Raw genomic sequence first — 15,670 nt, 5'->3', positions numbered from 1 at the left:
TAATAATTTGATGTCTCACCTCTCACTGATTATTTCAATTTATGTATACTTGCCACCATATAAATAAACACAAGAAACTTGATATTTATGATTGGTATTGGCGAAGCGGCAGCGATTGCGGCGGCTGGGGTATGGGCTGGCTCAACCATACTGTATAAACGATTTAGCCATCACCTTAGTCCATTTGAGTTGAACGTTAGCAAAGGCGTCATCGCTTCTGCTTTGATGATCTTGTGTTTGATCATCGCAGGTGATGCTATGTACCCGACCTTACTCTCGAGCTGGGGCTGGCTGATAGCCAGTGGGGTACTGGGCATAGCAATTGGTGACAGCGCCTACTTTGCCGCACTTAGAAATATAGGTCCTGCTCGCACTTTGGTTATTGAAAGTCTTGCACCTGCCATCGCGGGGATCTTAAACATTGTACTTCTTGGTGTTTATCTCAGCGCATCCGCTTGGATCGGCATTGCAGTGACGACTGTTGGCGTGATGCTAGCGATTAAGCCAAGTAGAAGCCAGCCAGTGCTAGACAAAAAACATTATCTCTTGGGAGTCTGCTTTGCACTCACGGCTGCCATTTGCCAAGCGGCGGGTATGGTACTTTCCAAAGGTGCGCTAAATAACGAAAGCATTAGTAGTTTGTGGGCGGCACTTATCCGCTTGGGATCCGGCACCCTATTTGTGGCCTTTATTGTTGTTTGTTTGCGATCACAAAGCCTGTTTAAAGCACTCACACTTAAACAAATCGACGGTAAAAACTGGTTATTCGTTGCAGTGTTTTTTGGTACCTTTATTGGGCTGTGGCTACAGTTGATTTCCGTTAATCATACTGATCCCGCTATCGCACAAACCATCTTTGCAACGGCACCGCTCATGGTCATGACGATTGGGCTACTGCGCAGAGAAGCTATTACTAAGTCTATGATGTTTGGAGGCCTAATTGCTTTGGCTGGGGTATTTTTATTGCTAAAAGGATAGCCAATATACACACTTAATATGTGTGCATATTGGCCTCCATCTAATGCGTTGTCTGCAACCGCCTGACCGTATCAAGTGTAGTCTGGTCATACTGATAAATTTAAACATTTGGTGCTAACCAGTTGTGAAATCCAAAAAAGTAGTCGACCTGAGATTTATTAAAGGCAGACACGACTTTTTGTTACCACTATATTAATATGTAAAAACAATGTATCCAGACTAATATTTATGCCTTTGCTTGCTTTGCTTTTAGCTTTACTGCTCGTTGTGTTACCGGCGCATGGTTCAGAATGCCCAAGTGCCAATAATGCTAACCTCACAAGCCAAATTTTGTCTTGTAAGCAACATCTTGAAACGCTTGAACCCAACGGAGCTCAAGCTTTTGATGCACACCTTGAGCTTGCTAGCTTGTATCGTCGAGCGGGTGACATAAAGCTCAGCAATCAAATTCTGGATGAGTTGATAGCATGGAAGTTAACCACACTCCAACGCTTTCAGGCGTTAAGACAAAGTGGTATTAATCGTTACCGCCAGCGCAATTATATTCAAGCGCTGGAGAGCTTCCACGAAGCGCAAACGCTTGCGGCTAAGTTGCAACAAAACGAACTCCTGGGTAAATCGGCAAACGATTTAGCTAATGCTTATCAGGCACTAGGAGATTTAGACACTGCCCTTACTTTATTTTTAGAAAGCTACCAAATAGCGAAAGCAACAAATGACCTGCAGAGGCAAGCGATCACGCTTAACAATTTAGGGAATGTATCGAGGGATATTAATCAGTTGGATGATGCCATTCTATCGTTTCGTCAAGCCCATGCGCTCCACCAGCAAGCGGGCGACCAGGTCAAAGCGAACCACACCTTGCTAAGCATCGCGGAAGTCTTCTACAAAAAGCGCGACTACAACAAAGCAACTGAAATCATTGAAGATTTACTTCAACCTTTGACACAAAGCGGCGCCTATACTCAATTGTCTCGAGCCTATTTATTATTGACCGAAATTGCCATTGCTCAAAATCATATCACTCAGGCACAACAGCAACTTGCTTCATTCAAACGTACTCGGCAACTAATTCAACACGGCAAAGTGGATCAGCGAGCACTGCTTATTGAAGCCAAACTCAAGCAGCTTGAGGGCGATAACCTAACTGCACAAACGTTACTTAAACAGGGGCTTGAAGCACATAATCAGCAAAATAGTCAGCTTACCGAATTATTTTACATTGCCTTATTGCAGTCCCAGCTACAAACACACGCTTATAAAGAAGCGGTAGAGACCGCACAGCGTTATAATGACATGCTTAAAAGTAGTCGTGTGCAGAGTGAAAATCTTTATCAATTTCGCCTTCAAAGCGCTAACGTCTTGGCCACGCCTAAGCACCAAACAGAGACAAGTATTTTGTCTCATGTACTCGTCGGGTTTATCGCATTTTTAACGGGTGTGCTGGTTACTTACTGCGTTGTTCGCTATACCGCCCGCACCAGTACTCATGGAGTGCACAGTAAACATACGAGCATTGATGAACAGGCCGCTAGACAATTGATGGTTGAGGTAATGACACTCACTTTGGCGCTTTGGGAGCAAAGTAGTGGCAAAACTCGTGTCGAATTAGCGGAAGAAAGCAAAGTGTGGAAAGTGAATATCGATGATGGTCGCTTACGAGTGCGTACTCTTGAACGCTATCTAAATACCAAAACGCTGCCCAAAAAGCCGCGTATTCGAAATATTGTTACCACGGCACAATATGTACTCACTCAATGCCAAGACGCTAATTTCGATACTGCACCTCTTTGTGAAAAAGTTGCACAACTGGAGCAAATCTTAGCGTGCTCCAACGCTATTTGATGTCTACAACAAAGGGGCTTTCGCCCCTTCTGGTATTAACAGGCCCTAATTAACCGTGGCGGTCTCACATAAATAACATGCTAAGGTCACGCCCATACCGGCCTCATACTCTTGGTGATGACGGTCTCCTTTAAATTCAAAAGGTCCTTCAAAGCGTGGATACACTGCCATATCAGGCTTTAAGCTATTACTAAAGCCTTTCATATTTTGATGTAGAGATTGACACATTTTATTACCCATATCATAAGCAAGCCGCCAATCATCAAACTGGCCACAATCTAGTTGTGGTGTAATGCGACCAGAAATACTCTGCTTAGGACTGGTACAAACGTTACTTCCTTCACTGTGTAAATATTTAAAGGTTCCAGCAGTTAATGTCATTTTACCTAGCAGAATCGTTTGCCGCTTTGGACATTTCGCCCCATCAGCAACTTCGAGCTGCGCTATCATTTCTGGGCTATGGGCTTGTACAAAGCTTGCAATCAAAGTTGCTCCCAATACTATTACTCGTCTCATAACTGTCTCCTTATTGGTTATGACACCGTTATTCGATTGCGAATGTACTCACGCTGAGACTCCAATAACGGCGATAGCAAAATCCTGCCTCAAGCGAATATTGATTGCAGCAAAAGTTACGGGGCAATTGGGTAAATTCGGGTAAAAATATAAGCAGGTCTTTGATATTTAAGTTTTTATTTACCACAGCCCGATATCAAAACTTACCTAACCCAAGGCGTCCGTTTAATATCAAAGGTTTTACCCAAGTTGACCCTAACTGGCCCTACAACCTCCTATTCAATCGCTGAAAAAGTTTCCAACATCACAAGGCAAGTTAACAATGCATGAGGCATGTTGACTCAGCACAACGATGAAGGAATAGAAAAATGAAACAGAGAAATTTCACCCCCAAATTAGTCAGCCTAGTTACCAGCACGTTGTTACTGGGTAGTATTTCGCTACAAGCCGCAGAAGAATATGGAGAAATGGCTCCCTCTCAAGTAAGCCCAGAAGCGTGGCAAGCCATTTCAAACTGGTCTCAAGACCGTGTTTCCTTGCTTGAATATATCTCCGACAACGACGAAGAATATGAATTAGATCGCTACGTCGATAGCTTGATCCGCGACTATCGAGATGGCGAGATGCTAAGCCAAGCAAAAGCTATAGATCAAAACGTGTTATCAGCATGGGAAAATGCTTTTACCGAGCAAGCGCCTGAAGATAACTTTTTCTTTACTCGATATCTTATTCAATTTAAACCGACGGTATTCGAAAAATGGACACAACAGCAAAAAGTGCCAACGCTCAGCCAACATTTAGAGCTAAATGCACCGCAGCTATACAGCACTTGGCACAAGGAGTACGCAGCTCCTAAACGTAAAGGGCTCTCGGTACTTGAATACGATAGGACGCTACCGTCAGATATTCTTGCCGAATTAAAAGAATTGCTGACTAAAAAACCCATCTTCGGACCTAAGTCACAATGCTCATGTCAGATGGTGACCCCTTCAACCAGCACAGGCCAAGTGGTAACTAACTACCCATCAACCCAAACGCCTTGGAGCACATCCACCAGCGATGGTAGTGGTTTTTCTAAGCACCATGCTTATGTCAATACCTCAGCCTACGGCGCCTTTCACTCAGCTAAGGGGAAACGTTGGTCAAAAAATAAAGCACTCAGTTTCGACAACACCTCAGCCCATAACTCGACAGAGTTCCACGTCAAAATGTTGTGTGCAGACACTGGGGGATTTGCATGTAATCAAAGTAATGCCTGTTCGGGCAATTTAGAAGTCAGAGGCACTTATTCAGCTCGCTACCATGTAACCGGGCAAGCTAAAAAAATCTGGTCAAAAGGTACCAACTCACATGCAACTGACGGCGCAAAATTTGCGGTCGATTTGCCAGGAGCGGCACCTGAAGTCATCTTGTTTAATAAAGCCGGTGGCGCAGCCATGGGATACAACACCACATGGAATTTAAACTCCACCATTGGAGTCGTCAAAGCGGCACTTGGCATTACTTCAGCCATCGTCAATGGCAACCCTGGCAGCTTGCTGGACGGTCAATTGGCCGATGCGCTTATCACCAACTTGGCAGGCATGATCACGCGTTCGGGTAATCAAGCCAGTGTTACCACCACAATGCGCGCGCGCTTTGATTCGTCCGATGTCAGTCCTTTTCTGTTGCAACCCAATGAGGTGTATCACTTTACCCTTGATTCAAAAGGTCGGGTGCAAGCCAGAGGCTACGGTGGTTATTCGGACAGTCATTACGAATATGGTAGCTCAGGCGCGGTGATGTATGCGGCAAATCACTTTACCTGTGGCAGCAATGTCAATGCTCCAGCACCAACAGGGTTATGGTTCTATTCGTCACAATCCGGTCCTGATAGCGACGCGTCGTTACGTAGTGACGTTGAAAACTGGCTCTCTGTCCAGCTCAACAAACCCGTTAATGCAGGCCAACGCCAAGGCATCATTCACTAGGTTTTTGTTAAGGGTGGCTATGCGCTGCCCTACTCCAATAAGGAAAGATTATGAATAAGTTCATCGCCACCACGCTTACCTGCTGGGCTTTGTCTTTAAGCGTTAACGCCTCAGCAGAGTCAGAGCACTACGACACATCAACCCTACCGTTATTATTTCACGCAGGACAACAAGGTTATCAAGCCCTTTCACCTTGGTATTCTTTTCAATATCAGGACCAAAGGATCACCTTACAAACATGCGCAGAAGATGCCTGCAAACAAACGTTGCAATTTCCCCAATTAGAGCAAACCGCACCATTCAATAGCGAGACGTATGAGCCCAGCTATCAAGGTGAAGCTGGAAACATGAAAAAGTTAGAGAGTTACTCTCAACTCCAGCTCGGTTATCTAAAAGAAAGCAGACTCTATGCCAGCGGCAATCAACGGCGTTTACTGTTCACGTTACAACTCGCGTCGGGTAAAGCTGAGTTACCCTTTGTGTTTAATGATAACTATGACGAATCTCTGACAAAAGACAAGTCATCCCTTACTCGAAGTTCCCCCTCCTGCGCCAAAGCCTGTAATACCACTTGGCAAGCATTTAGCGTGGATAAATTTGGCCAATATAGTCCGGCTATTTTTGTTCGAGATGAAACCGGAAATTGGCTTATTCAAAGTACTCGCGACGCCATTCGCATTGAACTTACCACCTTAATCGGACAATATCAGCCGCCGGCGCTGCGTCATCACTACAACGACACCACACAGTCTAGTTATTCGTTGAATGACGATAGTTTAATTGTTACTCGCCAAGCTGATAGCGTATCTCGCCACATTCTTAATCAAACTCAGGTTGTTGGCCTAAGTGATAAGCATTGGTTGCTGCTTCAAAATACCGACCTCACCCTCACGGATACTCGCTCAAATATACAAGCCAAGCGTCCAATCGCACAACTTGAGCTATCACGCTTACTAGCAAGCTATCTTGATAACGATCGCTTATATTTATTGGGATTATCACCAAGAGACGCTGTGATTAAACCATCGCAGCAAACGATTATGACGCAGTATCCAAAGCTTCATGAAGATGCCCTCGTTGCCACCTCTCTACTAGAACTAGATTTAGGGCTACAGGTTATTTCGGCCACAACGGTATTTATTCCTGACACCGAGTTTGCTGATATTCGCATTACTCGCAATGCTTGGGGAATATTGGTTAGCTCCGGCGAAGTTTCGGCACGTTCAACAATACATGCGTATGAAAGCAACCAATCGGCATCGGCAATGTCTGGCTGCCCGATGATAGCCAGTGGCTATGGTTATGGCTTGCTATGCTGGAAGGCATTAAATAACCCAACACTCACCTATACTCCCAATGCCGCAAGCTCAATGATCCCAACAACGGTAGTTGACAACACAACGCCAAATCTGATGAATCAATTAGAAAACAATCAATATGGGATTATTTTTAAAAATGGGGCGACGCCAACCGATCCGGGTGGAGTGTGGACTCATCCAGATAATGTTGCCACCAGTAAGGAAGATTTAGGATTGGCTGTGGCCATGTACCATTATCGCTGGGGTTCGCCTGTCGCGGCAAATATCGTCTACCCATCGGGAAGCCCCGCACATCCTGTGATGTTTAGAAAGGTGGAATATCAAGCGGCGAATAGCAGTAATTTGCCACATAATGTTTGTAACCATTTTGCTGCCAGCTCAGGTTATCCTGAGTATCAGGCGGCTGATGCTTGTATGACACAGCCAGGATTTGGGCTATTTAGCCTCGAAGATTTTACCTTCGACCGTTGGCAAGGGGGGAATTATTATCCGAATCAAACAGTCAGCGGGCAGGATAATTCTTGGTTTCCTTGGTATACCAACTTTGTTGGCGATCCACCAGTAACAGAAATCTTTGAACAGGCCTCAAGTGCTGAAATGCTTGCACGGCTGCAATTTAACCTAGCGCAGTTTGGTAAAATCAACCAAGACACCTATGTTAACGGCACACGCTTTAGCCAAGACACAGTCACCGGCTTCTACCGCTGCAGCCACCAATAATCAGCTGAGAATAAGGATATTCGTATTCGAGACTCGCAAATTGTTAACAATGCATTAAACTTCATTCAACTGTTCAAAAAGGAATGAAGTCATGCGCATCATCATCGCCATTGCGACGCTCAATTTAATTGCTTGTAGCAGCACGTTTGCAGTCCAACAAGCGAACACCAAAGTATTAGGCGCTTACTCAATGTTTGCGCCTTCCACTACTGAAGCCCCAAATATCTACGCGCGCGTCGTTGTTGACGGCGTGCTCAACGACGCCAATCAATGCCCAAGCTTGCTCTTTGGTAAAAAATCCATGCCGATGCAATTGCGAGCGATGCGTCCAGACCAAACACACTTTCCGGTTTCAGTATGTGAAGCAAAAATTTCCCCAAACACGGCTTATACCGTCAGTGGTAGCCAGTTCTCGTTAGCGCCCGTGACATTCGATCCGAATAAAATTGCGGTTTTTGGCGATACCGGCTGTAAGTCATCCGTTTGCGAAAACAACACTGCTGCCGAGCCGTTTAAAACTCTCGCAGAGCAAGGGGCAAAGCAACAACCGCAATTGTTGCTCCATATGGGGGATTTCAACTATCGAGGCACCGGTGGTGCGATCTCCGGTGATACCTATGCTTATGACGCAGGCGATGGTGGATATGGCGGTACTAGCTGCGGTCTTAACGATACCTACTACAGTCAAAACGCGTTAAATAGCCCAAGACCAGATACATGGAGCAACTGGCAAGCCGACTTTTTTGCCGCAACAACGGATCTTTCAGCAACCGCACCATGGATTTTTGCGCGAGGCAATCATGAGCTTTGTAGCCGCGCCGGAATAGGCTGGTTTTACTTTTTTGGCCCAGGAGCCAACCTTCCTGATGCCATTGACCAACAGCAATGTCCTGCACAGGGGGATTATAATCAACCGCCACAATCTGCAAGTGCCCATATCATTGTGCAAAACTCCTATACCATCAACTTAAAACCGCTCAGTGTGTGGGTAATGGATAGCGCCAATGCCTGTGATGCCAGTGCAGACAATGGCCTGACAAAAGTCTACCAACAGCAATATCAACGACTTAATGTCAGAAGCGAACTACTCAAACCAAACCCATGTGGATTATGAGCCACAGACCCATTTGGGGCGTTGAAGACCCAACAACCAAAGACACCTTAAATGTAATGTTGCAAACTGCGCTAAAGAACACCAGACAAGGCAAGTTGCCTGAACACGTGACTTTATCACTCGCTGGACATATGCATATTTATCAGTCTTCAACCTTTGCTGCCAGTACCGCGCGTCCTCCGCAAATCGTTGTCGGCAATAGCGGCGTCAGCCTTAGTGATACCAACGCCTTTAGCGAATTTGATTATGTACTTGATAACCAAAACGCACTCGTTAATGAGCAAGGTAAGTTCGGCTTTTTATCAATTAAGCTTGGCAAGAATGGCGCGTGGCAAGGAGAGTTTTTGGATGAAAGTGGTACCGCTTTTTTAACCTGCAGCAACGAAACTACAGATAAACAAGCGGTATGTCGCGCGAAGTAAGCGCGACTCTTACATCCTATTCACTGACAACCTGAGTTGCTCGCCTTGTATCATCGTGTTTTTGATACCAGGCGAGTAGCACCACGGTAGCAGCAGCGACCACTGCAACCCCAAATCCAAGATCCACGGTAAAGTGTTCAACGACCCATCCGGTCAACGCAGCCCACCTGCAATCCCACACCGAGCCCGGTAATTAGCCAAGTTAAGGCTTCAGTGAGTAAGCGTTTTGGTACGCTTTGCTCAACCAGACCCATGGCAATGATCATGGTTGGAGCAAACGCAAGTCCCGAAATAAACATCACTACTGCCAAACCATAAACGTGGTTAACACTGAGTAATAGTACGCTCGCGATCAATGTGAATATCGCAAAACGTACAAGCAGTACTGGCATAGACACACGCCACTTAACTGCCCAAATCCAACCCAGCGATACAAGAACCAAGCGCGTACATCGACAATACTAAGCTGGCCGCAATTGGTATCCCTTGCTGCTGAGCAAAAGCGATACTTAATACATCGATAGCACCAACTATTACACCGAGCGCCAATAACACCAAACTAAGCAACTTAACCGTGGAGTTAGCCAGTGCGGAAGTTCGGGTCTGATTTTCACTTTGTTCTATTTTTGGCTCAGTGTCCTTCTGCGACACTAACCAGATACTGCCTATCACAAACAAAATAACCGCTAGCAACGGACCGGCTTGAGGAAAGAGCAAGCTGCTCAATGCAATCGCAAGAGGAGGCCCTATCACAAAGTAATTTCATCCAGTACCGACTCAAAAGAATATGCCGTATTAAGTAAACCTTGATCTGATTGTATGCGCGCTCCATCTGGCCCGGACTAAAGCCGGAACACTTGGCATAATGCCGCACACATGGCTAAAACATAGAGACTCCAAAGTGGCGCTTGCAAGTGGCTTAGGAGCAACAATGCCAGCGCAGATATTGCACAAAACAAAACCGCAGGGATCACAACCTTGCGTTGCCCTACCCTATCAATCAGTCGCGACAACTGCGGCGCAGCAAATGCCATGGTAAAGTAAATAGCGCAGCAATGGAACCTGCAATCCAATATGAGTCATAGAGTTGCGAAAGCATAGTGATTAACCCAATCGCCATCATAGAGAGCGGCATACGAGCAATAAACCAGCACAGCTAAAATGCTTAGTTCCTTTTATCTTAAAAATTTCGGAGTAAGGATTATTCATTGATCTCTCCTTGAGATTATTTTCACATACAGTGTGTATGTGAAAATAATTGACATACACACTGTATGTCAATTATAAATTGCGTAGTTTTTTAATAAGGATCGCAAAATGACAACAAGAAGCAGCATGATGGAGAAAACCCGCAGCGAGCTATTGGCCCAAGCCAGAGTGCTTTTTGCAAGTAAAGGATTTGCAGGGACGGCATTAGAAGAGCTAACAGCGGACGTAGGACTCACTCGAGGAGCGCTGTATCATCACTTTGGCAACAAAAAAGGGTTGTTTTACGCGGTAGTACAGCAATTAGATAGTGAAATGGATCTCCGGCTCCGTGATATTGAACGTAGGTGAAACCTCACCTCAGCAAGCGCTTTTTGAAACGTGCAGAAAACTTACTTGGATATGGCTACGGAGCCCGAGATACAGCGTATCATATTACGTGATGCGCAGTCGGTATTAGAAGCCTGAACAACTCGAAAAGCAGCTTTCAGGGTGTGTGGCATCAATCACACAGTTACTAAGTGCAATCGCACCGCAGCAGAGTTCTCAAGCGCATAAAACCAGCGCTCAATTTATCAATGGTGGATTAACGAGTCTCGCACTTTGGATTGCAAATCATCAAGTACCCGAATCAAGCCGTAAGATGATGCAAAACGTACCGCAATACGAATTATTAAACCGTATTATGTTAGCTTAGTTTTACTTAATCAGTAACAACGCGCCGAATCATTCGAACTGCTCTAGCGTATGCATTAAGACTAAACGGATGCTGTAAAAAACTCGGCTTGGTAGGTTTTATTGCGAACACTTTCTGGTACTGGTTAAACTCCAGCTCCGTTTCAACATAATCGAAATAAACGCTGGAGCTTACCATGTTTAGCGTATTGACGAACCTTAAGACTTCTGACTGCTTTTGCACCGCTAAATTCGCGGCAACAAGTCTGGCGAATTCGCCATATTCTCGGCTTCACATTCCCTTTTTTGGTGAATATAAAAATAAGAAATAAACGATACCTCGCTGCTGCGAGGTAATATTAAGACTGTGTAATTGTTTTGGTGTAATAACACGCGCATTTTCGCATGTAGCTTTTCTATCACCCAGTTGTGTTACGCTATTTAACAGCTCACTAAGCAGCGCCTTTTGAACTGGTTCAAGTTGTTCGACTGGATATTCAATAGTCGGCGTAAGATCTACTGACATTGTTTCAGCGTTAGTTTGCGGCCGCGAACGCAAACAATATCAAAACTAATAGCAGGGGTTTCACAAATATTCCTTTTATCACTCGTGTCCGTGAACTTGCTCCAAGCTTTGAAACAAATTAAAGTTATCTCGAAGAAAATCCGCTTTTAGCGCGGCCGTTTTAACGATCTCAGGTAAAGCGTTAAACTCAGCCTCAAACTCAATAAAATTTGCGTAACGCCCAGACGATAGCACGTTCATTGCTTTCACCAGCTTAAGCTCCCTCGGGCTCTTATGCATCACATAATTTATAGCGACTGTCCTTGTAAAAGCGCCAAACTCCGCAGATTCACACTGATTTTTGTTCAAACCATCAACATAAAAAAGCACAGTGGTGTAGTACTCTACATCCATTTTGAGTGAGTCCAATTGCGACCTTTTCAACACAGTCGCAACGTTGGCACATTCTATCCGTTTGTTGTGTAATCGGTTATAGCCTTTAATTAATTCAGCCATAGCGTGCTGCTCAAGGCCATGTAGTGCTAGGTCATGCAGTAAAGTGGTAAGTTCATTAGGTGGCAGCGGTAGCTGGTTAAGCACATTTTGATAGTCCGGTGTGGCGGACGCTGTACTCATATTTACTATAAAGCCAGCGACCAAAAAAGCAGGGGATAAATTCATTGCAAAATTCCTTTTTGACTGTATTGCTCCAAGCGTACAGTTCTTGCAATAAATAAACAATGAACAACAGCGTGGCTCACTAGCCACGCTTTGTTAGTTTACAGTCTGCTAAAAATCATAGCTAAAACTTAAGCTGTAATTTCTCGGCGCACCATAGCGGTACTGATCAAAGAAGCCTATTTGGCTGTAGTACTTTTCATCGAAGAGGTTTTCTACGTTGAGTTGTAGCGCCATATTGTCTGCCAGTACGTAGTTTGCCATCAAGCTAACCAGTGCATAGGCATCTTGCTCTAGCCTATCGTTGCCCGTTACTGAATAAGTGTCATCCTGCCAGTTCACGCCACCACCAATCGTCAACTCAGGTAAAGCATTCACAAATTGGTAAGTCGTATACAACTTAAATTGCTTTCTTGGGTTATCCGTATTCACTTCAACGCCGTTGGCATCCTCTGCTTTGTATTGTGAATAACCCAAATGCACATCAAAACCGTCAGTTAACTGACCCACCACTTCAAATTCGAAGCCTTTACTGGTTGTGCCTTCAGCAGCATATTGCGCGACTGTATTTACCGAACCAGGAACTATGTATCCAACATCATCTTGAGCTAGGTTATCTTGTTCGATTTGGAAAATCGCCAATGTTGTTTGCAGCGTGTCGTCTAGATAGGTACTTTTTAGCCCACTTCGTATGATTTTCCTTTGATTGGATCAAGGAAATCACCATTACGGTCTTGGGCATTTTGCGGCTGGAATATTTCTGTGTAACTTGCATACACTCGCTGCGTTGTCGACAAGTCGTACAAGGCACCAGCGTAAGGTATAAATACGCCATTGTCGCCAAAATCAGTGATGACGCCATAGCTTTCGCCTTCGCGCTGCCAGCTCGACAAACGACCACCCGCTATTACTTTAAGTTCATCGCTAAGATTTAGCCTTGTTGCGGCGTAAAACCCCTTTTGCTCGGTATCCATATCTTGAGCAACTGAGGTTTCTGTGCCCACGTCGGCTCAGGGAAATTGCCGTCCCACTCGTAAAAATTGCCAACTGGCAAAAAGGCATTATCGAGCGCAGCGAAAGTGAGTGTATCGGCACTCTGCTCACTGTAAAGCGCGCCAGTTACGAAATCATGCTCACGACCGGCGAGTTGATAAAAACCTTTAAGCTGGATATCAAAGCTGTCTTGGTTACTTTCACCTGTACTTTTATAAGGCCAAGAAGCTAAGCCCTCACCCGTTGTTTTATCCAACGTGCCGAATAAATACAGCAGCTCTGTATCTTGCTCGTATTTCAGCTTGTTGTAATTGGCAACCAGTTCCCAGCCATTTGCAAAGTTGTGACTAAAGTTCACAAAAGCATTGGTGCCAGTAGTTTGCCACTCTGTCCAATTTGCAGCCGTGGTTTTTTCGACTTCCCAGTCTGTTTTACTTCCATCGGTAAAGAAAGTAGGTAATGCCCCCAAGTTGGACTGGTAGGGTCGTTACGCTGATAGCTAGCACCAACGCGGATTGTCGAATGCGTGCTTAGATCCGCTTCTAGTACCCCATAAAGCACGGTACTTTCGTCAGAGAAGAGATCTAAATACGAGTCACCTTCTTCATACTTCGCCACCACTCGTCCACGCACACTGCCATCGTTAGTTAATCCATTGGCAACGTCCACCATCACTTCTTTATTGTTCCAGCTCCCCAAAGAGACACTAGCAAACCCTGTGAGGTCGGTGCTATTTGCATGTTTGCGTACTAGGTTAATTGAAGCTGAAGGATCGCCCGCGCCGGTTAATAACCCGGTTGCACCACGCACAAACTCCACGCGCTCGTATATAGCAACATCCGCGATGGTTTCGCCTGAATCCCCCGCTAAACTCCATGACAAAGGAACGCCGTCAATTTGATAGTTGGTAATGTCAAAGCCACGAGACTGCAACGTATTACGAACATTATCAATTTCTTTCGCTGACACCCCAATCGCATTTAATACGGTGTCGGTCAACGTATCGAGCTTTTGCTCTTTGATCCGTGCAGCGGTAATAACGCTAACAGATTGCGGCGTCTCAAGAAGAGATAACCCTAAGCCAGTTGCGGTGTCTATCACTTCATTGACGGTGTATTTTCCCGTCACAACTATTTTTTCAATTTCTTCATTATCTTGCTGTGCTGCTTGCACCTGTAATGCTGACGTGCCGAGCGCTGCCATAACAGCAAATGAGAGCGTTTTGAGAGGCAGAGTGTTCACTGGGTTCATCCTAATATTGTAAAAATTGAAACGATAATAATGCAGATGATAACCATTAGCAATAACATTAAGGTAAATTACAACCAGTTTCGAACCCGATTTAAGGAACGTTCCCAAAAACAGTAACTAACTAATTTAAAACAACTTTCCTATAAAGGAAACAAGAAATATAAACCGCTAAACGAATAAAACATGCCATTTAACGCACATCCAAATGAATATAATTGCTATTTACACTTTTAAAAAGATATACTTTATTTACATTTTTGCGCAAATACTCCCTCAGCTTTAATTTGTCGCCGTCATTCAAAAAACTAGGAACACACAATGGCAAAGAAAATAAGCAACAAGTTTTGGTTTCAGTTGCATGGTTGGTTTTCACTGCCAATATGGCTACTGTTTTGCTTTATTTGTATCACAGGTACCATTTCCGTTTTCAGCCATGAACTTACATGGCTTACCAACCCTGATTCTCGGGCACATAACCCCAGTCAAGTAAGTGAGATGTCAGCGGGCTCAGTATTACGCGCGTTTAAGGATGAGCACCCAAGTGCAGATGTCATGGGGCTCAATGTGAGAGAGCCCTATTTGACCTACGTGGTGATGTTTACCGACGTCGACAAGCCCTATGCGCTTGCATACGTAAACCAGTACACAGGAGCTGTTCAGGAAATAAATGACGGCAATACGTTTATTAACTTTATGCGTTCACTACATGGCTGGCTGCTATTTCCATGGCAAAATGGCTATAGTGTTGGTTACTATTTAGTGGCGTTTATGTCACTGATCCTATTGGGCGCGTTGATCACAGGCCTGGTGGTATACAAAAAGTTTTGGTTGGCATTTTTTCAGTTTAAGCTGCGTAAATCACAAGGTGGTCGCACCTTTGCCGCTGACATCCATAAACTCAGTGGAGTATGGTCGCTTTGGTTTATGGCCGTAATGAGCCTCACCGGACTGTGGTATTTAACGCAAGCGGTGCTGTGGCATGCTGGTGTTGAACTCGAACATCATGAAACATTAAATGCAGCGAATATACCCAACTCAACAATAAACACGAATGCAGTAGAGACCAGTGTTGATCTAGCGCTCGCTGAAATCCAACAACAGTACACTGACTTTCGCCCAAGTTACATCATGCTACCTGAGCATAACCGCGATACGCTTAAAATCAGTGGCGCAAACGACTACGTACTCTATGACGATTACAGCATTAATATTGCCTACAACACTTGGAATGATACAGTCGTTCATCATGCAAACCCTGATTCAATGACAGGCTTACAAACGGTTATGCACATCACAGATCCACTGCACTACGGCACCATTGGAGGGATCTGGACAAAAGTCATCTGGTTTATTTTTGGCTGTATTTTATCCGGGATGTCAGTTACCGGATTTATCATGTATCAGCTTCGGACCAAACGCGCGCGTAGCCAAGAACGAAGCAATGCAAGACAACTAAAAGCACAACAAGGGTAAATCGC

General features: G+C 44.8%; 15 protein-coding genes and 1 pseudogene. 9 read left to right on the top strand and 7 right to left on the bottom strand.

Translation table 11 applies throughout. The features are described from left to right. Positions 1-87 precede the first annotated feature (87 nt). Both GSF04_RS10430 and GSF04_RS10425 read left to right on the top strand, forming a co-directional pair. The gene (locus GSF04_RS10430) at positions 88-978 is read left to right on the top strand and encodes a DMT family transporter (protein WP_211859483.1); all 891 of its coding nucleotides are present in this window, start codon (positions 88-90) and stop codon (positions 976-978) included. 228 nt (positions 979-1,206) lie between these two features. Continuing rightward, positions 1,207-2,823, top strand: a complete 1,617-nt coding sequence (locus GSF04_RS10425) for a tetratricopeptide repeat protein (RefSeq protein WP_211859482.1) — start codon at positions 1,207-1,209, stop codon at positions 2,821-2,823. A 45-nt stretch (positions 2,824-2,868) separates the two neighbouring features. On the opposite strand, the gene GSF04_RS10420 is transcribed toward GSF04_RS10425, so the two are convergent. After that, on the bottom strand, positions 2,869-3,339 hold the full coding sequence (locus tag GSF04_RS10420) for a hypothetical protein (RefSeq protein WP_039491112.1): 471 nt from the start codon (positions 3,337-3,339) through the stop codon (positions 2,869-2,871). A gap of 368 nt (positions 3,340-3,707) precedes the next feature. On the opposite strand from GSF04_RS10420, the gene GSF04_RS10415 reads away from it, so the two are divergent. From GSF04_RS10415 to GSF04_RS23360, 4 genes are all read left to right on the top strand, one after another. After that, entirely contained in the window at positions 3,708-5,309 is a 1,602-nt protein-coding gene (locus tag GSF04_RS10415) for a hypothetical protein (RefSeq protein WP_069022702.1), read from the top strand. A gap of 50 nt (positions 5,310-5,359) precedes the next feature. Beyond that, positions 5,360-7,348 (top strand): hypothetical protein, encoded by a 1,989-nt coding sequence (locus tag GSF04_RS10410; RefSeq protein ID WP_211859481.1) that lies wholly within the window; start codon positions 5,360-5,362, stop codon positions 7,346-7,348. Between the two features lie 91 nt (positions 7,349-7,439). Beyond that, positions 7,440-8,462, top strand: a complete 1,023-nt coding sequence (locus GSF04_RS10405) for a metallophosphoesterase (protein WP_249122470.1) — start codon at positions 7,440-7,442, stop codon at positions 8,460-8,462. Then, positions 8,459-8,884, top strand: a complete 426-nt coding sequence (locus GSF04_RS23360) for a hypothetical protein (RefSeq protein WP_249122469.1) — start codon at positions 8,459-8,461, stop codon at positions 8,882-8,884. Before GSF04_RS10405 ends, GSF04_RS23360 begins: the two co-directional genes overlap by 4 nt. A gap of 16 nt (positions 8,885-8,900) precedes the next feature. On the opposite strand, the gene GSF04_RS10400 is transcribed toward GSF04_RS23360, so the two are convergent. Genes GSF04_RS10400 through GSF04_RS10390 form a run of 3 tightly spaced genes read right to left on the bottom strand, consistent with a single transcriptional unit; the run spans position 8,901 to position 9,637 of the window. Further along, the gene (locus GSF04_RS10400; protein WP_211859480.1) at positions 8,901-9,041 is read right to left on the bottom strand and encodes a hypothetical protein; all 141 of its coding nucleotides are present in this window, start codon (positions 9,039-9,041) and stop codon (positions 8,901-8,903) included. Further along, complete coding sequence (locus GSF04_RS10395) at positions 9,022-9,276, bottom strand: hypothetical protein (RefSeq protein ID WP_211859479.1); 255 nt, start codon at positions 9,274-9,276, stop codon at positions 9,022-9,024. Before GSF04_RS10395 ends, GSF04_RS10400 begins: the two co-directional genes overlap by 20 nt. Positions 9,277-9,289: 13 nt before the next feature. Beyond that, on the bottom strand, positions 9,290-9,637 hold the full coding sequence (locus GSF04_RS10390; protein ID WP_211859478.1) for a hypothetical protein: 348 nt from the start codon (positions 9,635-9,637) through the stop codon (positions 9,290-9,292). A 564-nt stretch (positions 9,638-10,201) separates the two neighbouring features. Here GSF04_RS10390 and GSF04_RS10385 point away from each other — a divergent pair. Both GSF04_RS10385 and GSF04_RS10380 read left to right on the top strand, forming a co-directional pair. Beyond that, positions 10,202-10,441, top strand: coding sequence for a TetR family transcriptional regulator (locus GSF04_RS10385; RefSeq protein WP_211859477.1), 240 nt, complete (start codon positions 10,202-10,204; stop codon positions 10,439-10,441). A gap of 145 nt (positions 10,442-10,586) precedes the next feature. Continuing rightward, on the top strand, positions 10,587-10,787 hold the full coding sequence (locus GSF04_RS10380) for a hypothetical protein (protein ID WP_211859476.1): 201 nt from the start codon (positions 10,587-10,589) through the stop codon (positions 10,785-10,787). 270 nt (positions 10,788-11,057) lie between these two features. On the opposite strand, the gene GSF04_RS23355 is transcribed toward GSF04_RS10380, so the two are convergent. The 3 genes and pseudogenes from GSF04_RS23355 to GSF04_RS10365 form a co-directional block, all read right to left on the bottom strand. Further along, on the bottom strand, positions 11,058-11,291 hold the full coding sequence (locus GSF04_RS23355) for a hypothetical protein (protein WP_249122468.1): 234 nt from the start codon (positions 11,289-11,291) through the stop codon (positions 11,058-11,060). A 78-nt stretch (positions 11,292-11,369) separates the two neighbouring features. After that, entirely contained in the window at positions 11,370-11,951 is a 582-nt protein-coding gene (locus GSF04_RS10370) for a hypothetical protein (RefSeq protein WP_211859475.1), read from the bottom strand. A 108-nt stretch (positions 11,952-12,059) separates the two neighbouring features. Then, a pseudogene (locus GSF04_RS10365) lies at positions 12,060-14,183 on the bottom strand (TonB-dependent siderophore receptor). Between the two features lie 327 nt (positions 14,184-14,510). Here GSF04_RS10365 and GSF04_RS10360 point away from each other — a divergent pair. Beyond that, a complete protein-coding gene (locus tag GSF04_RS10360; protein ID WP_211859474.1) occupies positions 14,511-15,665 on the top strand; it encodes a PepSY-associated TM helix domain-containing protein in 1,155 nt (384 codons plus the stop codon). The last annotated feature ends 5 nt before the right edge of the window (positions 15,666-15,670 follow it).

Source organism: Pseudoalteromonas sp. A22, assembly GCF_018141345.1.
GTDB classification, from domain to species: domain Bacteria; phylum Pseudomonadota; class Gammaproteobacteria; order Enterobacterales; family Alteromonadaceae; genus Pseudoalteromonas; species Pseudoalteromonas maricaloris.
Note: the sequence above shows the minus strand (reverse complement) of the source record. Positions and strands in the feature narration are given on the sequence as shown.